Raw genomic sequence first — 22,462 nt, forward strand, 5'->3', positions numbered from 1 at the left:
AGTCTGCTAAAAGCTCCCGGGTCATTCTGCCAGCTGCAGCAGCTCAGGAATACCTTCTGTACTGCTGCAGCTTATATCCATTTATTTGCTTTTTCCCTTATCCTTAACTTTGTCTTTGTTCGAAGTTGTCTGTACATTGCCGGCATTATCTGTCGTCAATCCGGTCTGATTCCCTGCACCAGTGTTGCCATCTCCATTAGAAGGAGGCAAAATCTCCGGTTCTACCGTCGGATCGGCAGAAGCCGGGACGTCTGTAGGGGCCTGAGTCGGCTCAGGGGTATGCTGAACCGGTGGCTCCGGATCAGGTACGGTTCCATTTTTGGCGTCTGAATATTTAATGGTGTAGGTTGCGATGAAGTCACCATCCTGGTAGACAGAGATAGAGCCGTCCTTATTGGGAGCAAGCAATAAATTCACCGACAGATTCTGGCTTTTGGCTATTGTTCGGGTTCCCCATTCCTGGTTCTCGCCATCCTTGCGGGCATCAGCATAAATAATGCGGATTTTAGTCTTTTTACCTTCGAGCGAAGGGGCTACCGGCACTTTGAACGTATATTCCAAGGCTTCTGGAGGGTAACCTGTGCTTACCGTAATATTGATCTTCTCACCCGGTGAAGCCGTATCCCCTTTCTCATAAGGCCATTGGTTTATGACTATACCTTTTTCGTCAGAGAAGCTGGATTCCTCTTTAACTTCACCAAGAACAAGACCGGCTGCCTCCAGCATAGCCTGTGCATCTTCCTTGGTATGTCCTTTGAGATCTGGTATAGGTGTTGTCTCTTGTCCCTGGCTGACAATCAGTTTGATCGTTGCTGTCTCAGGATCGTAAGGACTACCCGTGGCCGGCTCTGTGCTTATGACCTGCCCTTCAGCAAAGTCCGCGCTAAAGCGTGGATCCTCTGTAATCCGGCTCTGTTCCACACCTTCTGCGATCAGCAGCTTTTCTGCATCCTCTTTAGGTTTGCCCGTTAAATCGATCATCGCAGGCAGCTCCTTGGCAATACTTACGGTAAGAGCTATAGAAGTGCCCTCTTTGACCATGGTATCCGGCTCTTTACTTTGCTTCCATACAATACCGGGTTCTTTATTTGCATTATATGCTTCTGTTGGTGGTTCTTCTGCGGTAAGCCCTACCTTGGCGAGCTCCGCTTTGGCTGCTTCAAAGGACATGTCAGTCACCGTAGGAACCGCCACTTCACCTACGTCGAACTTGTCGTTCACATACCAAACCAGGCCACCCATTGCGAGCAGAAGCAGTAAAGTAAGGCTGATCCAGAGCACTGGACGTCCCCGTTTCCGTTTGGCGGAGCTTCGCGGCATTTCTTCTTCATCACGCCTCATCCGGTCTTCTCCGCCACCACGGCTGTTAAGCCCCCGCTGCATCGGCCGGATCGCCGGAATAACACGGGTTCTGTCCTCATCCTCTTCATCATGGAACTGAGCCTTGGATTCGCTTCGCCGTTCCGGCAGCAGACAGGTTTCCAAGTCCTTTAGCATTTCTTTGGCGGACTGATACCGCTCCTCCGGATTCTTGCGCATAGACCTTAAAATAACATTCTCCACGCTTTGCGGAATCAGCGGATTCAGAAGCCGGGGTTCTTCAAACTCCTCTTGCAAATGCTTCAAAGCTACGCTGATCGGGCTTTCGCCCAAAAAAGGTAGTACTCCGGTAAGCATCTGGTAAAGGACAATCCCTAAGGAATACAGATCGGACTTCTCCCCCGTCGCTACCCCTTTGGCGTGCTCTGGCGAGAAATAATGCACCGATCCGACTACAGAGCCTGTCTGGGTTATAGTAGTGGACGTAACTGCCCGGGCAATTCCAAAATCCGTAACTTTAACTCGTCCATTGCGGCCGATCAGAATGTTGTGGGGCTTAATATCCCTATGGATAATCTGATTCTGGTGCGCATGGTCCAGCGCGTCGCATATCTGAGATGCTATACGGATAGATTCATCTACCTGGAGCGGGGCACGTTCTTTAATAATCTCATTCAGGTTCTTGCCTTCTACATATTCCATAACAATATAATGAATTTCATCTTCTTGTCCTACATCATAGATACTGACCACATTCGGATGAGACAAGGATGCAGCAGATTGCGCCTCCCGCCGGAAACGGCGGATGAATTCCTCGTCATGTACAAACTGGTTTCGTAAAACTTTGATCGCTACGTTCCGGTTAAGCAGGATATCATGGGCTCTATAGACGAGCGCCATTCCTCCTCCTCCAATCCGTTCGATAACTTGGTAACGGCCGCCCAATTCGTGACCGATCATTTATCCCACTCCTTTGTTTCGGGCACAGCGGCCACTCCTTGATGTTCTAGCATAGCGACGCTAATGTTATCGCCACCGCCGGCAAGCAAAGCCAGCTGAAGTAAACGGTCCGCTCTTTCTTCCAGGGATATTTCATGAATTCCTGCCACTTTGCCCAGATGCTCCTGGCTGACGAAATTGCTCAGGCCGTCACTGCACAGAAGCAAAAGTTCCCCTTGTGACAGATGAACAGGTGCAAGATCAGCCGTAACCTCGGCATCCGTTCCCAGCGCCCTGGTCAGAACATTTCTGCGCGGATGATTGTCGAGTTCTTCGAGGCTGATCTGGCCGTTCTTGAACAGCTCATTGACCAGCGTATGATCATCGGTTAACTGCACGGCTGCTCCATCCTTAATTAAATAGGCTCTGCTGTCCCCGATATGGCCGATATATCCGGTCGGACCCTTCAGAAGAACAACAACGACAGTCGTGCCCATGTTATGGTACTTCTCATCGCTGGAAGCCTCATTGTGGACTGCACTGTTGGCCTCATAGATGGCAGCAGTGAGCGCACCCTGAAGTTCTTCCTCCGGAAGATCAGGCTGAAGCCCGTCCAGGGCATTCTTTATTGTCTCCAGAGCAAGACGGCTCGCAGTGTCGCCAGCCAAGTGTCCGCCCATTCCATCGGCAATAATGCCGAGGGTATAACCGCTGCGTGTCACGCCGATCCAGACTGAATCCTCATTGACGGTACGTACCCGGCCAATGTCGCTGGCATGAACTGTTCTGATCAAATATCCTCACCCCAACTCCATATGTTTGGCGCGCAGCTGTCCGCATGCGGCCGCTATATCATGGCCCTGCTCACGGCGGATGGTTACATTAACACCGTGGTCAGCCAAAATACGTTGAAATTCAAATATATCATTGCGAGAAGTCCTTACATATTTGCGTTCAGGCACATGATTCACGGGAATCAGATTCACGTGACAAAGCATAGTCTTCAGCACTCCTGCAAGCTCCTCTGCATGCTCCTTCTGGTCATTAACACCGCCAATCAATGCATATTCAAAGCTGATCCGGCGGCCTGTCTTAGCCTGATAATACCGCAGGGACTCAATTACATCATCAAAAGGGTAGCGCCGGTTAACCGGCATCAGCTTGGACCGAAGTGTATCATTGGGTGCATGTATCGAAATGGCCAGATTGATCTGGGTATCTTCGTCTGCAAACTTATATATATTAGGCACGATCCCGCTGGTAGAAACTGTGATGTGCCGTTGTCCAATATTCAGGCCTTTCTCATGGATCATCAGACGCAGGAACCGCATAGTAGCGTCATAATTCTCAAAAGGTTCACCAGTTCCCATGATGACAATGCTGCTGACCCGCTCACCGCGGCTATCCAAAATCTGCTGGGAGCGGACGACCTGGGCCACAATTTCGCCTGCGGTCAGATCGCGTTTAAGACCACCAAGTGTAGAGGCGCAGAATGTACACCCTATCCGGCAGCCAACCTGCGTCGTTACACACACGCTGTTGCCATAATTGTGTTTCATAATAACAGTCTCTATCGCATGGTCATCATGCAGTCCAAAGAGGAATTTCACAGTACCATCCTTGGACTCCAGCTTCGTGATCTCTGTCAGAGCTGTGATGCGGAATTGTTCTTCCAACTTGGCACGCAGTGCCTTGGACAGGTTGCTCATGGATTCAAAATCATTCACCCGTTTGACGTACAGCCAGTCAAAAATCTGGCCGCCGCGAAAAGCGGGCTCTCCGTTATCCTTGGCCCACTGCTGCAACTCTTCCAGAGAAAAATCATATATTAAAGGTTTCATTAGATTCAGCACCTGTACTTTCTTAAGATATAGAAATTCAGCAGAATACGCACCAAACCATTCTTTTTAATGATATGCGTATTATTTCTCATTCTTCCTATTTTAACACAAAATTCAGAGACGGTAAAAGAAAAGCCCGCCACGCATAAAGACCAGCGGGCGGGAGACCGGAAAATGTCTTACGGAACTGCTATTTTACAAGAGTCTTTGCAGCCGGGAAATGAAGAAACCATCACTACCGTAATGCTGAGGAAGCAGCTGAATTCCTTCTCCCTCGGATAGCGCGGTCCCCCCGACTCTTTCCCATACAGGGGAGTCAAAGGTTACAGAACTAAAGCCGGGGTTATTTTTAAGAAACTCAGCTACAATTCTGCTGTTCTCTGCCTGTTCTGTTGTACAGGTGCTGTAGACCAGAATCCCTCCGGGCTTCAATAATCCTGATACGGATTGCAGCAACTCTGCCTGCAGTGCAGCCACACTGGATACATCCTGCGGCTGTTTGCGCCATTTGAGATCCGGTTTGCGGCGGATCACTCCAAGTCCGGAGCAAGGTGCATCCAGCAGAATGCGGTCAAATGATTCCGGCTCAAACTTCTGCCCAAGCTGAAGTGCATCACTGCTGCCAGTACCAATGCTATCGAGTCCAAGCCGCTTTGCCTGATCTTCAATCAGCTGTGCTTTGTGCGGATGCAGATCGTTTGCATAAATGAACCCCTCGTCCTTCATCAGCTCAGCCATATGGGCGCTTTTGCCGCCAGGAGCGGCGCAGCAGTCAAGCACTCTCATGCCGGGTCCAGGTGCAACTGCTTCAGCTACCAGCATTGAACTCTCATCCTGTACCGACAAATAGCCATCGCGGTACCAGGAACTGAGCGCAAGATTGCCGCCGCCCTTGATAATAATGCCATAAGGGCTAAGCTGGGAAGGAGAAGCTTCCAGTCCTGCCTCAACCATTTGCGCAAGCAGAGCATCGCGGGAAATCATCGTAAGATTCACGCGAACACTGGACGCTGGAGGTTCATTATTCGCGGCACACATCGCTTCAGCGGCATCCAACCCATACTGTGCAGCCCATTGTTTTACCATCCACAAAGGATGGGAATGAAGTACGGAAATGCGTTCTTCGCGGCTTAGATTCCCTGGCAAAACCGGAAGCTCTCCGGCACGCAGCACGCTCCGAAGTACCCCGTTCACCATTCCTGATATCCCTTGATGACCGCGTTTCTTAGCGATATTTACCGCTTCGTTGACAGCTGCATGGGACGGGACACGGTCCAGATACATGATCTGATACAAGCTTAGACGCAGCAAATTGCGGACCCAAGGCTCGAGCTTGGCTATGCCTTTGCTTACGAAGCCATTGAGTACATAGTCTAAGGTAATTAGCCGTGAGATACTGCCGTATACGAGCTCCGTTGCCAGTCCTGTATCTTCACGGCCAAGCGTGGACTTCTGCAAGCTGCTGTTCAGCAGCAGATTACTGTAAGCTCCTTGTTGCTCCACACGGACAAGAATATCGAGCGCCACTTCCCGGGCAGAATCGGCTGCCCGGGTACCCGGAGCACCTGACCGGGAATTCCTGCCGTTGCTTCCTTTCCCTTTGCTGCTTCGTGCTGGTCTTGCCTCTCCGTTACCGCCGTCAAGCTTCCCTTGTGGTCCTTTGCGGTCCGTGCCGCCATTCCCCGCGCTCAACCCAGCACCGTCCCGGGCTTCATCACAGCACCGCGGCTAAAGTCAGCTGCAGTCATGGCTTTTTTACCTGCCGGTTGAACTGAGGTAAGCAGCAGACTACCATCACCAGTTGCCACTTCAACTCCGTCGTCACTCACCGCAAGCACCGTACCTGGTACTGCTTGATTATTAACACTGTTCCCGTCAGGTTTATGCGCAGCCCATATCTTGAATGTTTCTCCGTTCCAAAGTGTAAAAGCACCAGAGAACGGCACCAACCCGCGAATACGGTTATAGATATCAAACGAATTCGCATTCCAGTCAATCCGTTCATCATCTCTGCTGAGATTTGGAGCGTAGGTGGCTTCACTATCATCCTGAGGAGTTGCCTGCACGCGGCCAACAATAAGCCTTGGCATTTCGTTCATGAGAAGCTCACATCCGGCGAGACTAAGCTTTTCAAACAAAGTTCCCGAGGTGTCCGTATCTTCAATGGGAACCTCTACGCGCGAGATCATATCACCAGTATCGAGGCCTTCTGCCATATACATCAGAGTAACGCCGGTTACCTTTTCCCCATTAATGATACAGCGCTGAATTGGAGCACCGCCCCGGTATTTCGGCAGCAGCGAACCATGGACGTTCACACAACCGAACTTTGGAAGATCCAGCACCGATTTAGGCAAAATCTGTCCGTACGCTGCCGTAACAATCAGATCCGGCTCATAGGTTGCCAGTTCAGCCACGGCCTCAGGACGCCGCATCCGCTCAGGCTGCAGGACCGGCAGCCCCAGAGCCAGAGCCGCTTCCTTCACCGGAGAAGGCGTCAGTGTCTTTTTACGTCCCTGCGGGCGATCCGGCTGGGTGACAACTGCGACAACCTCATAGCCCTGCTCCAGCAGCATTTGCAGAGAAGGCACCGCAAAAGCCGGAGTTCCCATGAACACTATCTTCATATCCTTCACTCCTCAGTTTCGCTGTGTTCAGCTATATACTCATACACCTTCTCGGCAATATCCGTGAACAGCACCCCGTTAAGATGATCAATCTCATGCTGAAACGCCCGGGCCAGCAAGCCGCTCCCAGTGATTGTTACCTCATTGCCTTCACGGTCAAGTCCGCGAACAGTCACGGTCTCTGCACGGCGCACATCCCCATTTAAACCCGGTATGCTCAGGCAGCCTTCCGGTCCGAATTGCTCTCCTTCCATGCTGACAATTTCCGGGTTGATCAGCTGGATCAATCCATGTTCTTCATCGGCATCTACTACGATAAGTCGTTTCAAAATGCCAACCTGCGGGGCAGCCAGTCCAACACCCTCCGCGTCATACATGGTATCCGCCATGTCATCCAGCAGTTTTTGAACATTCGGGGTTATTTTCGTCACTGTCTTTGCCGTCTTGTGCAGCACTTCATCCGGTTCTTTCACGATCAGCCTTATAGCCATACAAACACACCGTCCTTGAACATTTCTATAGTATATCTAATTCTAATCAATCTAAGCTCGCTTCAGCTCTATATTCGCATTTAAGAATTCTCTGCAATGCGTACCTATTGTAACATGCCTGATGATTACATCAACATCTGCGGATCTACATCCAGGCTGATTTGAAGTCCTGTATCTCTTACCGAATCCTCAAGTTCTTCTGCCACCTGTCGGGCCAGTCCGATCGCATCAATGGGGCCGCGCCACTTGATAATGCATTGAAATCTGTATCTGCCTTTTAGCCGGGGCAGCGGAGAAGCGACAGGTCCAAGTAAATCGAGCGCATCGGTTGACAGCTTATCCAGACTGCCGAACCAGCGTAGCTGGCGAGCCTTTCCCTGCAGGTTCAGCGCATAATTCTCTGCCATCCGCAGCAGTACGGGAAGCTGTTCGTGGGAGAGCGTAACAAGAATCAGACGGCAATACGGCGGATAATGCAGCTCCCGGCGGTGTTTCAGCTCTTCCCGCACAAAGGAGTGATAATCATGTCCGCTGGCATGCACTATGGAATAGTGCTCCGGCGTATACGACTGCACTACTACTTCGCCGGGAAGCTGGTGGCGTCCCGCTCTCCCGGCGACCTGCGTCAGCAGCTGAAAGGTCTTCTCAGCCGCCCGGAAGTCCGGCAAATTCAATGCAGAATCTGCTGTGATTACACCTACCAGTGTAACATCAGGAAAGTCCAGCCCTTTAGCTACCATTTGCGTACCCAGCAGCACATCGGCTTTCTTATCCCTGAACTGGTTCAGCAGCTTCTCATGCGAACCCTTCTCTGTGGTTGTATCGACATCCATACGGATGACACGGATACCCGGGAACAACTTCCCCAGCTCCTCTTCCACCCGCTGGGTCCCAGTACCAAAGAAGCGGATATGCTCGCTTCCGCATTCCGGACAAAGCTTAGGCGCAGGTTCAGCATGACCGCAGTAATGGCAGCGGAGGTTATCGCTGCGGCTGTGGTAGGTCAAGGAAATATCACACTCGGGACAGCCAGCCACATACCCGCAGCTGCGGCACATCACAAAGGTGGAAAACCCCCTGCGGTTCAGAAGAAGCACCGTCTGTTCCCCGCGTTCCAGCCTGCTCTCCAGAGCGGCATGGAGCCGGCGGCTGAACATCGAACGATTTCCTTCCTTAAGCTCCTCCCGCATGTCAGTCACATGCACCTTAGGCAATTCATTGCCGAGTGCACGGCTCGGCATGTGAAGGAGAACAGGCGAAAAATGAATATCGCTCTGGGAGCGGGCCGCATGATAGCTCTCCAGAGAAGGAGTCGCGGAGCCGAGAATCACTGCAGCTCCACCCTGTTCTGCTCTGCGGACCGCAACATCACGGGCATGGTATTTCGGATTTTCCTCCTGCTTATAGGAGGATTCATGTTCTTCATCCATGATGATGAGACCCAGATTCACGAACGGAGCAAAAACTGCGGAACGGGCGCCTACCGCCACCGTTGCTTTGCCTTCGCGGATTTTACGCCATTCATCGTATCGTTCACCGACAGACAGCCGGCTGTGCATCACTGCCACTCCGCTTCCGAAGCGGCCTTTGAACCGCTCAACCATTTGCGGGGTCAGAGCAATCTCGGGAACCAGCACCACAGCCTGACGGCCCTGATCCACACAGCGCTGGATACACTGCAGGTAAATTTCTGTTTTGCCGCTCCCGGTTACCCCATGCAGCAGAAACACCTCATGCCGCTGCGCATCGACGGTTGATGCGATACGCGTATATACCGCTTCCTGCTCGGCTGTCAGCGGCAATGGAGCACTGGGCTTGAAATCACGCCCCTGGTAAGGATCACGGTATACTTCAATCTCAGTGATCTCAATGAACCCCTTATCCTCCAGCGCTTTTACCGTCCCGGCTGTGACCTGCAGAACCGACAATACATCCTTCATCGGCATGGGCAGCAAGGCTTCCATCTCGATCAAAAAGGACAATACTTCTTTTTGGCGGGCTGAACGCGCCGAAAATCCGGCCAGTGATTCACGGGCTGCGGAGAGTCCAATGGCGAGATCGACTGCCTTCAGCTTCTTCTTGCCCATCTTATCCTTAATCGACTGACTCTCAGCCAATACACCGCGGCGGAGCATAAACTTCACCGTTTCTGCAGCCTGAGGAAAGGTCTTTGTCAGAAGCTTCATAGAGACTTCTCCATGTCGTCCCACAAATTCAGTAATCCGGCTCTCCTCCTGATCCAGTTCCAGGAACAAAGGGAACAGCTCATCCGTGCTGCCGCCGCTGTCTTCTGCAGCATCACCAAGCGTAATAAGCCGTTCGGCTTTACCTTTGAGAGCTGTTGGAAGCATCGCCTGAAGCGCAGAAATACGTCTGCAGGCATATCTTTGGCTCATCCAGTCCCCTAGCTCTACTAACTCCGGGGAAAGCGGGGGAAGCAAGTCCAGCACTTCCTGAATGGGCTTCAATCCCGATACTGCACCAATCTCACCAGATTCCAGCGAGACGACAAAGCCTTGCACCGTTCGGTGTCCAAAGGGCACTGCCACCCGGCTTCCCACTTCGATCCACAGCTTAAGCGAGTCCGGTATCAAATAGTCAAAAGGCCGGTCAGTGCTGCGTACAGGAACATCGACAATGACCTTGGCTATCTCCATTATAATCCTGCTCCGGCAATGCGCGCTGCCGCCAACTGCAGGACCTGCCGGGCGACTTCGTCTTTGGAGACCTGTGGAAGATCAAACACAAGGCCATTAGCATCATAGACGGCTACGATGTTGGTATCTGTCCCAAAACCCGCACCTTCAGCCGCGACATCATTAGCAACGATCAGATCCAGGTTTTTACGGACCAGCTTGTCCTTGGCATACAATTCTGCATTGCCTGTTTCCGCAGCAAACCCGATCAAAAATTGCTTATCCTTCGTTTTTCCGAGGCTCTCTAGGATATCCGTCGTCTTCACCAGTTCAAGAGTCAACGTTTCTCCGCTCTTCTTGATTTTGGAGTCGGCACTCTGCCGAGGACGGTAATCCGAAACTGCAGCAGCCTTGATCAAGAGATCGCAATCCTTCCAGCGGCTCACCACTGCATCATACATCTCCGCAGCCGATTCCACCCTCACGACTTGAATCTCCGGATCCTGTGGAGGTGCTTCATCAGTGCGCGCTGCGATAAGCGTTACCTCGGCTCCCATTGCACGTGCAGCACGGGTTAGGGCAAAGCCCATTTTGCCGGAGGAATCATTGGTAATATAACGGACCGGATCAATCCGTTCAATCGTACCGCCAGCGGTGATGATGACTTTTTTCCCGGTAAGAGGCCCGTTCACTGCAGCATGTTGTAGAGCAAAAAATTGCTCCACCACCTGCACTATCGCTTCAGGCTCCTCCAGCCGACCTTTCCCTACATAACCGCAGGCCAGCAGACCCTCACCAGGCTCGATAAATTTCACTCCCCGCTTATACAGCGTATTGATGTTATCGAGGACCGCCGGATGCTGATACATATGTACATTCATGGCCGGTGCCACCATAACGGGAGCGGTTGCTGCGAGCAGCGTGGTGGACAGCATATCATCGGCCAGCCCATGTGCCATTTTAGCGATGATATTGGCGGTTGCCGGTGCGATCAGAATAAGATCGGCGGAATCTGCCAGGTCAATATGCGAAATCGAAGACGGATCACGCTCCTGAAAGGTATCGCTGTAAACACGCTGCTTGGACAAAGACTGCAACGTCAGCTCGGTAATGAACTGCTTGGCCGAGGCCGTCATGATCACATGCACTGTGGCTCCTTTTTGCGTAAGCTTGCTGGTCAAGGCAGCCCCTTTGTAAGCAGCAATTCCACCGGTAATCCCCAATATAATCGTTTTGCCCTGTAAGCTCTTCAACTGAATCTCCCCCCTGTTCCCTTGCTTAGCGTCCATAACCATCAGATATGAAAGAAAAACTGAAAATCCTCACTTTTTGAGAAAAAAATAACAACCTTCCGGTTGTCGGTACAGCCCGGTCTGGGCTATTTAAAATAATTGACCTCTAACCCAAGAAGAAACGGCAGCAACCCATACAAATGGCTACGTCCGTTTCTGACAATGGCCTAGCAGGAATAGCTCGGACTACTCTTCTCCGCGGGTCACAATGATGCGGTCTTCATAAATCTCTTCCAGAGCAACACCGACGTTCTTATGTGATCTCGGAGCTTTGATATCGGTCTTGCCGCCTTCGCGTAGTGCTCTTGCCCGGCGGGCTGCTGCAACAACCAAGGAATACTTGCTGTCGACTTTGGTCATCATTTCGTCAATGGATGGATATAGCATGTAAAACACCTCTTCATCTTTTACTGTGATATGAGCTTGAGTTCTGACGTACCTATCATCTCACCTTACAATGTTCGGCGATGATGATGCTTTCTATTCGCTTGCAGGCCAGATCAATCTCATCATTCACTACTGCATAATCGTAATGCTGGATCAGGCCGATCTCATCCTCTGCCACGGACATACGGTGGTTAATGACATCAGGGTGCTCCGTACCGCGTCCGCGGATGCGGTCCTTCAATTCGTCCATGGACGGTGGAAGAAGGAACACAAAGATACCTTCGGGAAATTTGTCTTTGACTTTGAGGGCTCCCTGAACTTCGATCTCCAGAATAATGTCTCTTCCGCTGTCGAGTGTTCGCTCCACAAAATCACGCGGAGTACCGTAATAGTTGCCTACGTACTCCGCATATTCAAGCAGTTGATCGGCTTCAATCATAGCCGAAAACTGCTCTCTGGTTTTGAAAAAATAATTGACTCCGTTTTCTTCGCCTTCACGCGGCAAACGCGTTGTGGCGGAAACGGAATAGACTAGTTCAGGCATCTTCGGCCGCAGTGCGGAACATACAGTTCCTTTACCAACACCGGACGGGCCGGATAGTATGATCAGCAATCCTTTTGACATAGTACACTCCATTTGTTGTTATTCGTCGTTATCGTCATCTTTGCTGGAAAGACGGTGTGCCACAGTCTCTGGCTGCACAGCCGAGAGAATGACATGATCGCTGTCTGTAATGATGACGGCCCGCGTCCGTCGGCCGTAAGTGGCATCGATCAGCATGTGCCGGTCTCTGGCCTCTTGGATAATACGTTTGATTGGTGCAGATTCCGGGCTGACTATGGAAATAATTCGGTTGGCCGATACGATATTCCCAAAGCCGATGTTGATTAATTTAATTGCCATGTTCCGGTTGTTCCCCCCATAGATTACATCTTTGCTTGCTTCAGATCACTGTCATTCCAGGTTCGCTGCTTGTTCACGTATCTTCTCCAGCTCAGCCTTCATATCCAGCGTGAGATTCACCAGAGTCAGATGATTACATTTGGACCCGATTGTATTCGTCTCCCTGTTCATCTCCTGAATGAGAAAATCCAGCTTGCGTCCTGCCGGCTCGCTTCCCTTCAGCAAAGCCTTGCATTGTTCAAAATGACTGTACAGCCGGGTAAGCTCCTCATCAATATTACAGCGGTCGGCAAAGACAGCAATTTCCATTCCGAATTTATGCTCTTCAAAAGGGAACGTCCCGTCACTCAGCATGCTGAGCCGCTGGCGCAGCTTCTCACGGTACTCGTTCACCACCACTGGAGCAAGTGCTGCCATTTCAGCATGCAGCTCCTTCAGATGATTCAGCCTGCGCCCCAGATCAGCGGCTAGAAATCCGCCTTCACGGGCTCGCATCTCTAACAAAGCTTCCAGACTCTGGTTCAGACCCTGCTCAAGAATATCCTTGAAGTCCTGGTCCAGGACGGATACATGGGTATCTTCCTTGAACTCCATTACACCTGGCATCGAAAGGATGTCTCGCAGCAGCAGCTCACCTTGAATCCCAAATTCTTCTTGCAGCTGCTCAGCTGACTTCAAATAGGAACGCACCGCCGAACGGTTCAGCACTTGTGCCAACTCGGCTTCTTCGGTATGCTCCCTGTTAATGATGACATCTACTCGTCCCCGTTTGATATGAGCTTGAACTTGTCTTCGCAGCATATCCTCATAAATCGTCCAATCCCGGGGCATCCGCAGTACAACTTCGCAGTAACGGTTATTCACCGATTTAACTTCGAACGTAATCTTGTAACCGCCGAATTGCAGGGATGATTGACCGTATCCGGTCATGCTAAATGACAACGGAATCACATCCATTACACTATTGTAATTGATTCTTACTAGCGAAACAAGGGGGACAATTTACGTCCTTGTTTCTCCCACACATACTCCAGGAGCTGCACACTCATATCATAGAACATGAACGGCGTCATTAAATAGATGCCATTAAAATGCCTAGTAGCCGCATCCAGCAGCTCTTTGGCAATCCGCACACCCTCTGCACGTCCTTCTTCGCCTTCCAGACCCTGCATCCGGCTTCGTACTTCTGGGGACAGCTGAATGCCGGGAACTTCATTATGAAGATATTCCGCGTTACGTCCGCTGGCCAGCGGCATGATACCAATAAAAATAGGGATCTCCAGGTGCGCCGTAGCCTTTGCAATGCGTTCGATCAGCTCAGGATCGTAGACTGGCTGGGTCATGATATAGTCGGCGCCGGAGGCAATCTTTTTCTCCAGACGTTCAACCGCCTTGTCCAAATGCTTAACATTCGGGTTGAATGCGGCTCCGATAACAAAATTCGCGTTCTGCTTCAGCGGCTTGCCGGAAAAGGCGATGCCGTCATTCAACTGCTTGATCATCCGTATAATTTCAAATGAGGTCAGATCGTAGATGGAGCTTGAACCCGGCAAATCGCCGAATCTGGCCGGATCACCCGTAACTGCCAGCACATGGTCAATGCCCAAGGCATCGAAGCCCATGAGATGGGATTGGGTTCCGATCAGATTGCGGTCACGGCAGGCAATATGAACCAGAGGACGCAGGCCCGTACGGGCCTGAACCAGATGCCCCAGCGCCATGTTGCTCATCCGTGTCACAGCAAGCGAGTTATCCGCAAGCGTCAGAGCATCTGCACCTGCTCTTCGCAGCGCTTCCGCGCCACGCATGAACTTTGCAATATCCAGATCACGCGGCGGATCAAGCTCAACGATCACCGTGTGGCGTTCCTTGACCAGATCGACCAGTGTCGGTTCATGACCATCACGTTCTTCGTTGTCTCCCAGATGCTCCTGTACCGTCAGGCGCTCCAGCTTGTTCTGGGCTGTCGGCTCCGGCAGAGGCTGCGGCGAATACTCGCGAAGAGCGGCAGAGATCTCAGCGATATGCTGTGGCGTTGTGCCGCAGCAGCCCCCAATAATACGGGCACCCATATCCGCAAAAACCGGGGCCATCTGGCCGAAATAATCCGGCGAGGCACCATACCGGTACTGCCCGTCCACATAATCGGCGATACCCGCATTAGGATATACCGAAGCGGGGAGCCTTAAGCTGCCCTGCAGTGATTTCAGTGCACGCTTAATGCCATTAGGTCCGGTTCGGCAGTTAAAGCCGATAATATCCGCACCGTCCTGCTCCAGAATATGAAAAGCCTCCGTCAGCGTTAATCCGTCCAGGGTGCGTGCGGTCTCATCTACAGCCAGCTGGCAGATCACCGGAAGCTCGCTGAGCTTGCGGACCGCTCTTAATGCCAGATGCAGCTCCTCCACATCATAGAACGTTTCCAGCATAATCCCGTCAGGCTGCTCTTCCAAAAGCGCCGAAAACTGCTGGGCATAAAACCGTTTCAGCTCGGTGCTGGACAGGTTTGCCCGTTTACCGGCACGGATTGAACCAACCGCACCTACGACATAACCGGTATCCCCGGCAGCATGCCGTGCAATCCGTACACCTGCGCGGTTGATTTCATCCACCTTGGCCTCCAGGCCAAATTTGGACAGCTTGTCATAATTGGCAGAGTAAGTATTACTCTCCAGCAGCACCGCTCCCGCTTCAATATAGCTCCGGTGTACATCTTCAATAACCTCCGGAGAGGTCAGATTCAATTCTTCATAGGAGATGCCGACCGGGAAGCCTTTTTGATATAAAAAGGTTCCCATCGCTCCGTCTCCGACCAACACGTTATTCTTCCATGCAGAGCGCAAATCCGGCTTCACCGTAAGAACCTCCCTTAATCAGTCCATAGTTTCATACTAATGTAACATAAATCGGGATGGATGATAAGCTTTCAGCAGGCAAAAGCCATTCATATTACCAGACCCTAAAAAAAGCAAATCCCCGAATCGGAGATTTGCTGTAAAAGTAATGAGGATTAGCTTATTTTGAATTTTCCAGCCAGTTCTAATAATTCTTCAGACATTTTTGCCAGAGCCATTGAAGCACTATTGACTTCTTCTACCGTCGCCAGCGTTTCCTGCGCAGAAGCTGAAACACTCTGTGTCCCACCGGATGTTTCACTGACAATTACAGATATCCCTTCAAAAGCTGTTACCAGATTTTTGGTATCACTGGACATTTCTTTGGAAGCCTCGGAAACTTCACTGATCTCAGCGGTCACACCATGCATAGCCACTTCTATCTGTTCAAAAGCTTCTCCTGCTTCAGTGACGGAACGTATTCCCTCAAGTACCTCTTCTTCGCCTTTCAATACCCTGGATACACTGATTTCGCTCTCCAGCTGGATGCTCTTGATGACCTCAGAGATCTGCTTTCCAGACATAGCAGTCTGGTCAGCAAGCTTTTTCACCTCAGAAGCTACAACCGCAAATCCTCTGCCGGCTTCTCCTGCACGCGCCGCTTCGATGGAGGCATTCAAAGATAACAGATTCGTCTGTCCTGCAATCTCATTAATAAAGTTAATAATCGTACCGATTTCCTTTGATTTTTCACCTAGTGATTTAACGGATACGGCAACCTCAGTAGAGTTATTCTGGATCGAAGCCATTTGCTGTATCGCTGACTTAACCGCGTCAGATCCCTGTACCACAATTTGCGAAGCATTAATGGCGGACTGGTTCACACTGGAGGCACTTTCTTCAATAAAAACTGCCTGCTCATTCATCCGGTTTACCATTTTCATGCTTCCGGCAATACTCTCAACTTGTTTTTCCGTACCTTGGGCCAGATCCTCAGTAATATGAGCAATATGTTCAGTGGCCTGGCTTGTTTGTTCAGCACCGGCTGTCAGTTCTTCGGCGGATGCTGCAACCTGCTCTGCATGAGACCCGATTTCCTGAATCAGATGCCGCAGATTGCCCGACATGTGATTAAAGGAAACCGCCAAATCGCCAAGCTCATCCTTGTTCTTGATTCGAATCTCGTTAACTGTCAAATCTCCGTTTGCAATCCGCACAGCAGCTGTCTGCAGCAGCTTAATGGGCTTCGTTATCTGACTGCTGATCAGCAGAGATGATGCCGCTGCCGCAATTAGAGATATGATGATGACTCCAATTATCGTGGATTCCACATCTTTTGCACGTTGCTGCGCCATGGCAATTTTATGATCAGCTTCCGTCTGTTCCGTAGTAACCAGGTTACGGGCTACTTCAACAAATTTATCCAACACGACGCTCTGATTTACTGCAATAGATACTATGCTCTCTGATTCACCTTTATTTTTAGCGTCAATCATCTGATCGGATATTACGATGAATTGCAGTTGCAGCAAATCTAATCCGGCCAAAATCTGCTGTTTACCGGGATCTGTGATCAGTGATTCCAGCTTCGCATGATGTTCCGTGAATTTGAGGCGTGCAGCTGCATAGGCATCCATTTTTTTCGGATCTGCAGAAATGATAAAATCGGATACATCCGCATGTTCAGATTCGATGGTAGTGTTCAAATCTTTTATTAAGCCTATTGTAGCCACTTGTTTTTTGAGGAGGCTGGTATAGGTTCCGTTAATTTGCGAGAGATACATGTACCCGGTAACTCCGATAAACACCAGCAAAATCAAAACGATACCAAACCCTATGTAAAGACGCTGTTTTATACTTTTCGCTTGAAAGATACTCTGCATCCTGTTCACTTGCTTCCCTCCTCTTTCGGTCCCAAAATCTCTTCAGCCTGTGCTCTGAACGTGCTTGCAGCCTGCTCTGGTGTAATACTGCCGGCATACAGGTTTTTCAGTATGATTTTCAGAGCGTTTTGAACGACCGCATCAGACAGCGGTGCTGGCGGATCAATTGGGGTGGAGTGTTTGGCAATATAACTCATGTATGAGTATTGTTCTTTCCCCTGTTCGGTGGATTGACTGGATAATTGTTCTGCGATTTTAGTTGCAATCGGAACTCCGCGGTCACCCTTAAGAATGTTATTCGCTTCCTTGTTATTAGTGACAAAATCAACGAATTTAACCGCTGCTTCCTTATGTTTAGAATAAGAAGATACCATGATGAACATAGAAGGCTTCACAAAGTTCCCTTCTGCAGCAGCCCCCTCAACCGTAGGAAGGTTCATGATTTTCAGCGTTCTGCCCGCTTCGTCACCATTTGAAACCATTTGGTTGCTTACCAGTTGTAAAAATGCAGTTTTCCCTGTTGCCAGCGGGTTTTTCTCATCCTTGGATGAATCTGTACCGGGGTTCAGAAGCCCCTGATCCAGCCATGTTTTCGTCAGTGTCAGATATTCAACCAGGGTAGCATCTTTGAAACCAAGACCTGTTTTTTCCTTATTGTAAAAAGATTCACCCTTCATTCTGAACCAATAGGATAAATCAAACATCGCATACAAAGGATAAAAACCCGGGGTTTGAACCTTGTCTTTAAATTGCTGCATCGTTTGTTGCATATCCTGAATGGAATACGAATCCTGAAGTGGCTCTATACCATACTGTTTAAACATTTCAGGGTCATATGCGATTCCCAGAGCATTCGATCCCATGGGAATACCATACTGTTTCCCTTCATACTGTCCTGAGGCCAGATAGGATTTATCCACATCGGACAGATCAAGGACGTTGGACTTCATATACGGTTCGAGTGGCTCAATCAAGTGATGGGTGACATAGTTAAAAGCAAAATTATAGTCTGTCTGCATGATATCCGGTGTTTTTTGCTCAGCGGTTTCCATCGCCAGCTTCTGGGCTACCTCAGCAGTTGAAGAGTAATCCTCGGTATTAATTTTAATATTGGGATTCTCTTTCTCAAACAAATCAATAACCTTTAACGTGATCTCCTTACGGCTCGGCTTACCCCACCACATAAAATTCAATGTGATTTGTTCATCCGACTTCTTAACTTCTTCGTTACCTTTCCCTGTACACCCCACAAGTGATATCAACATCACAGAGGTCAAAAAAATGGCCGAAATCCTGGTTGATTTGTGTTTCATGAATGTCCACCTTTCTAATGCTAATCAAACTCTAAAAAACAATTTTCTAAAACTGTAAAAACTTATAATTTATATCGGATGATCCCTCTAATTTCTTGTGTATTTTTTCGACTTTTTTCAGCAAAAAAGCATTTGTATTGGTTGTGCATTCATTCACAATCATGCGCAAATACGAAAAAGAGCTATCTTCAAGTGAAAGATTCCGCTTGAAAATAGCTCTTTTATTGTTAAATCCTGATTGTAGGATGACCGATTAAATGTCCACCGAACCCGTGTATACCACCTGGGCCGGGCCAGTCATGTAAACATGGTTGTCTTCTTCGTTCCATTCAATATAGAGATCGCCGCCCTTCAGGCTGATTGTCGCGGTTCGGTCGGTTAGACCATTCAGCACTGAGGAGACCAACGTGGCGCAAGCACCGGTTCCGCAGGCCAAGGTAGGTCCTGCTCCGCGTTCCCAGACACGCATATCGACATGTCCGCGGTCCAGTACGGTGGCGAATTCAACGTTGACCTTTCTTGGAAACAGTGGGTGTACCTCCAGCTTTGGCCCCCAAGTGGTCAGGTCAAAGCCTACAGCATCATCCACATAGATTACACAATGCGGATTGCCCATAGATACAGCGGTGAATTTGAACTCTTTGCCATCCGCTTCAATCGGCTGGTCCAGCACAGGCTCGGCATCGATAGCCACAGGTATCTGCGCTCCTGACAACACAGGCTCGCCCATATCAACTGTAACCGTCTCCACCACGCCGTCCTTCACCTTCAGGGATACCTTCTGCTCACCGGCACCGATGGTTTCGATAACAATCTGCTCAGAGCTGACCAGTCCATGCTCATAGACATATTTGGACACACAACGGATCGCGTTCCCGCATTGCTCTGCTTCCGAACCGTCCGAATTCATAATGCGCATCATATAATCACCGCGTTCTGACGGCAGTATATAGACTAGCCCGTCCGCACCTATTCCGAAGAACCGGTTACACAGGGTAACTGCAAGCTCAGAGGCATTAGCAGGAAGCTCCTGCTCGCCGAAAACGATAATAAAGTCATTGCCAAGGCCATGCATTTTGGTAAATTCCATTGAGATTCCACTCCTAAAGGTTAGTAACAGTGAACCAAGCATACCTTAAGGAGTGGGTTTAAGCTATTGATTTTATGCCGAAATTTTTGTACTTTTTATCATTGTCCGTCCTCCGCTGCGGCTGTGGTTCTTCTTGCCGCCCCACACGCTGCCAGCTCCCATCAGGAAGGTAGGAATGCCTGCGGTAACCAGCACCAGACACCATTCACGGAAGGTAAGCGGCACGGTCTTGAACACTGGCTGGAGCACAGGCAGATACATAACTACCAGCATCAGCAGAACTGATGAGAGCACAGCCAGCACCAGATATTTGTTCTGAAACGGATTGCGGTGGAACACTGAGCGGGAGCTGCGGCAGTCAAAGACGTGAATCAGCTGGGCCATAACCAGGGTGGCAAAAGCAACCGATTGCGCCCGGATCAGCTGCTGCGGACTGCCGGGGTCAATTCGCAGCGTCAGCCAGAAAGCGGCTAAGGTGCAGAGGCCGATCAGGAGCCCGCGGCTGATGATTTTCCAGCCAAGGCGGCGGGCAAAGATGTTCTCTTTCGATCCGCGCGGCTTGTGCTCCATCAAATCTTTCTCAGCCTGATCCACCCCAAGTGCCATCGCGGGCAGGCCGTCGGTTACCAGATTGACCCAGAGAATCTGGATGGGAACCAGAGGCAGAGGGAGCCCCAGCATCATGGCAAAGAACATCGTCAGAATCTCCCCTACGTTCGAAGCGAGCAGATAACGGATAAATTTGCGTATATTCTCGTAAATGTTCCGTCCTTCCTCAATGGCCGCTACTATAGTAGAGAAGTTGTCGTCGCCCAGAATGAGCGAAGAAGCTTCTTTGGTTACGTCTGTCCCCGTGATCCCCATGGAGATCCCGATATCCGCCGCTTTGATCGCCGGGGCGTCATTGACCCCGTCCCCGGTCATCGCCACGACATGCCCATGGCGCTGCAGGGACTTGACGATGCGCAGCTTATGCTCTGGAGAAACCCTTGCATACACGTATACATTATCCGATACCTTATCGAGGGCATCGTCATCCATCCGGGTGAGCTGGCTGCCGGTTAATACAGTTCCGCCACGCTGCAAAATACCCAGCTGATGGGCAATCGCTTCTGCTGTGGTTCCATGGTCTCCGGTAATCATCACTGTCTTGATTCCTGCTCTGCGGGTGATGCTGATGGCATCGCGCACCTCACGGCGCGGCGGATCGATCATCCCGGCCAGTCCGGCGAAGACCAATTGGCATTCGGCTTCTTTTTCACTGCCTGCAACTTCACCGGAACGCATTTCCCTGTAAGCCATTCCCAGAACACGCAGCGCACCCGATGCCATTTCTTCATTGGCCTCCATCACCTTCTGGCGCAAGGTAGGTGTGCAAGGTACGACCGCACCTTCCCACAGCATATAGGAGCAGCAGTTCAGCAGAACATCCGGCGCACCTTTGGTACAGATCATTTTACCGCCCGGATGATTGACAACCACGGACATCAGCTTGCGTTCGGAGTCGAACGGAAACTCCGTTTCCCTTGTATAGGTCACAGCAAGCGACTGCGCAGTCAGCCCCATTTTTGCGGATAAAGTAACCAGTGCCCCTTCCGTTGGGTCACCTTTCAGCTCCCATACAGACGGATTGGCCGCATTCTTGCCGGTTTCACTGCTTTTCTCTTTCTCTTTGCCTTTGCGTTTGCTCCGGGTTTCCCCGGGAAAGGTTTCAATAATCTCTGCATTGCTGCACAGTGCGCCGATCTGGAGCATGCGCCGCAGGTTTTGATCATTTTTAAGGTCAATGGGCTTGCCCTTTTGCAGTACATGTCCGATTGGGGCATAGCCTTCACCCGTTACCTCTAAATTCCGCCCAGCACTCCATAACCTCGTGACCGTCATTTTGTTCTGGGTTAACGTTCCCGTCTTATCGGAACAGATCACCGAGGCACACCCGAGTGTTTCGACCGATGGGAGCTTGCGGACAATGGCCTTGCGTTTGATCATCCGCTGAACGCCGAGTGCAAGCGCAATGGTGACAATGGCCGGCAACCCTTCCGGAATCGCCGCTACAGCAAGGCTTACACCGGCAAGGAACATAGCAGCTACAGGCTGCCCATGCAGAATACCCGCAGCTACAACCACAATAGTCAGGCCGAGTGAAACATAGATCAGAATCTTCCCCAGCTGCTCCAGCCGATGCTGGAGTGGTGTTTCCTGAGATTCGGTATTCAGGATCAGATCGGCAATTTTGCCCATCTCGGTATCCATGCCGGTGCGTACAACGATGGCCCGGCCAGTTCCCCGCGTGACCATTGTGCCCATAAATCCGATATTTTTCTGATCACCAAGCGGAATTTCCTCGGCATGAATAGCTTCCGAATGCTTGGAGACGGGCAGTGATTCACCGGTTAGCGCGGACTCCTCTGCGTACAAAGCGCTGCACTGCAGCCAGCGGACATCGGCAGGAATCCGGTCACCGCTCTCCAGTAGCACAATATCGCCAGGCACCAGCATTTTGGCGGGAATGTGCTCAACCTTTCCATCGCGCAGCACCTTTGCAGAAGGTGCCGAGAGCTGCTTGAGCGCACGCAGCGAACGTTCGGCGCGGAATTCCTGGACAAAACCCAGAACCCCGTTCAGCATAATAATAGCGACAATCGTTATGGCGTCCAGGTATTCACCCAGCAGACCGGACACCAGCGTCGCTCCCATCAGCACCAGCACCATGAAATCCTTGAACTGGTTAAGCATCAGGGTAAGCGGAGATATTGCCTTCCCTTCCGACAGCTCATTGTGTCCGTTCTCCATCAGCCTCTGCGCGGCATCCTCTCCGCTTAGGCCCGATCCCGGATGAACGCCGAACATCTTCTGCAGTTCCTCTGCACCGAGCCGGTGCCAACTTTTTTGTTCCATAGTCCTA

The 22,462-nt window shown here is 50.6% G+C and carries 17 protein-coding genes; all 17 read right to left on the reverse strand.

Annotation, left to right across the window (positions count from 1 at the left end):
* Positions 1-81: 81 nt before the first annotated feature.
* Positions 82-2,280 carry a Stk1 family PASTA domain-containing Ser/Thr kinase gene (gene pknB / locus A3844_RS02515; protein ID WP_074106503.1) on the reverse strand — a complete coding sequence of 733 codons (2,199 nt, stop codon included), beginning with the start codon at positions 2,278-2,280 and terminating at the stop codon, positions 82-84.
* Positions 2,277-3,053, reverse strand: coding sequence for a Stp1/IreP family PP2C-type Ser/Thr phosphatase (locus A3844_RS02520; protein ID WP_074088601.1), 777 nt, complete (start codon positions 3,051-3,053; stop codon positions 2,277-2,279). Before A3844_RS02520 ends, pknB begins: the two co-directional genes overlap by 4 nt.
* A 6-nt stretch (positions 3,054-3,059) precedes the next feature.
* Positions 3,060-4,100, reverse strand: a complete 1,041-nt coding sequence (rlmN, locus tag A3844_RS02525) for a dual-specificity RNA methyltransferase RlmN (protein WP_074101681.1) — start codon at positions 4,098-4,100, stop codon at positions 3,060-3,062.
* A gap of 195 nt (positions 4,101-4,295) precedes the next feature.
* Positions 4,296-5,792 carry a 16S rRNA (cytosine(967)-C(5))-methyltransferase RsmB gene (rsmB, locus tag A3844_RS02530; RefSeq protein ID WP_083606647.1) on the reverse strand — a complete coding sequence of 499 codons (1,497 nt, stop codon included), beginning with the start codon at positions 5,790-5,792 and terminating at the stop codon, positions 4,296-4,298.
* Positions 5,789-6,727, reverse strand: coding sequence for a methionyl-tRNA formyltransferase (fmt, locus tag A3844_RS02535; protein ID WP_074106504.1), 939 nt, complete (start codon positions 6,725-6,727; stop codon positions 5,789-5,791). Before fmt ends, rsmB begins: the two co-directional genes overlap by 4 nt.
* 5 nt (positions 6,728-6,732) lie before the next feature.
* Positions 6,733-7,218, reverse strand: coding sequence for a peptide deformylase (gene def / locus A3844_RS02540; RefSeq protein WP_074101679.1), 486 nt, complete (start codon positions 7,216-7,218; stop codon positions 6,733-6,735).
* A gap of 125 nt (positions 7,219-7,343) precedes the next feature.
* Positions 7,344-9,875, reverse strand: coding sequence for a primosomal protein N' (gene priA / locus A3844_RS02545; protein ID WP_074106505.1), 2,532 nt, complete (start codon positions 9,873-9,875; stop codon positions 7,344-7,346).
* On the reverse strand, positions 9,875-11,107 hold the full coding sequence (gene coaBC / locus A3844_RS02550; RefSeq protein WP_244169665.1) for a bifunctional phosphopantothenoylcysteine decarboxylase/phosphopantothenate--cysteine ligase CoaBC: 1,233 nt from the start codon (positions 11,105-11,107) through the stop codon (positions 9,875-9,877). Before coaBC ends, priA begins: the two co-directional genes overlap by 1 nt.
* A gap of 225 nt (positions 11,108-11,332) precedes the next feature.
* Positions 11,333-11,533: a DNA-directed RNA polymerase subunit omega gene (gene rpoZ / locus A3844_RS02555; protein ID WP_074088596.1), complete on the reverse strand. Its 201-nt coding sequence runs from the start codon at positions 11,531-11,533 to the stop codon at positions 11,333-11,335.
* A gap of 55 nt (positions 11,534-11,588) precedes the next feature.
* Complete coding sequence (gene gmk, locus A3844_RS02560; RefSeq protein WP_074088595.1) at positions 11,589-12,158, reverse strand: guanylate kinase; 570 nt, start codon at positions 12,156-12,158, stop codon at positions 11,589-11,591.
* 18 nt (positions 12,159-12,176) lie between these two features.
* Positions 12,177-12,437 (reverse strand): extracellular matrix/biofilm regulator RemA, encoded by a 261-nt coding sequence (gene remA / locus A3844_RS02565; RefSeq protein WP_006209218.1) that lies wholly within the window; start codon positions 12,435-12,437, stop codon positions 12,177-12,179.
* A gap of 51 nt (positions 12,438-12,488) precedes the next feature.
* On the reverse strand, positions 12,489-13,379 hold the full coding sequence (locus A3844_RS02570) for a YicC/YloC family endoribonuclease (RefSeq protein ID WP_074088594.1): 891 nt from the start codon (positions 13,377-13,379) through the stop codon (positions 12,489-12,491).
* 38 nt (positions 13,380-13,417) lie between these two features.
* Positions 13,418-15,292, reverse strand: coding sequence for a bifunctional homocysteine S-methyltransferase/methylenetetrahydrofolate reductase (locus A3844_RS02575; RefSeq protein ID WP_074088593.1), 1,875 nt, complete (start codon positions 15,290-15,292; stop codon positions 13,418-13,420).
* A 155-nt stretch (positions 15,293-15,447) separates the two neighbouring features.
* Entirely contained in the window at positions 15,448-17,154 is a 1,707-nt protein-coding gene (locus tag A3844_RS02580; protein ID WP_074106565.1) for a methyl-accepting chemotaxis protein, read from the reverse strand.
* Between the two features lie 5 nt (positions 17,155-17,159).
* Positions 17,160-18,467, reverse strand: coding sequence for an ABC transporter substrate-binding protein (locus A3844_RS02585; RefSeq protein ID WP_074106506.1), 1,308 nt, complete (start codon positions 18,465-18,467; stop codon positions 17,160-17,162).
* A 253-nt stretch (positions 18,468-18,720) separates the two neighbouring features.
* Positions 18,721-19,557 (reverse strand): diaminopimelate epimerase, encoded by an 837-nt coding sequence (gene dapF, locus A3844_RS02590; RefSeq protein ID WP_074106507.1) that lies wholly within the window; start codon positions 19,555-19,557, stop codon positions 18,721-18,723.
* Between the two features lie 72 nt (positions 19,558-19,629).
* Positions 19,630-22,455 carry a calcium-translocating P-type ATPase, SERCA-type gene (locus tag A3844_RS02595; protein WP_074106508.1) on the reverse strand — a complete coding sequence of 942 codons (2,826 nt, stop codon included), beginning with the start codon at positions 22,453-22,455 and terminating at the stop codon, positions 19,630-19,632.
* Positions 22,456-22,462: the final 7 nt, after the last annotated feature.

Origin of the sequence: Paenibacillus helianthi, from assembly GCF_001909055.1 — a bacterium.
Taxonomy (GTDB): domain Bacteria; phylum Bacillota; class Bacilli; order Paenibacillales; family Paenibacillaceae; genus Paenibacillus_AQ; species Paenibacillus_AQ helianthi.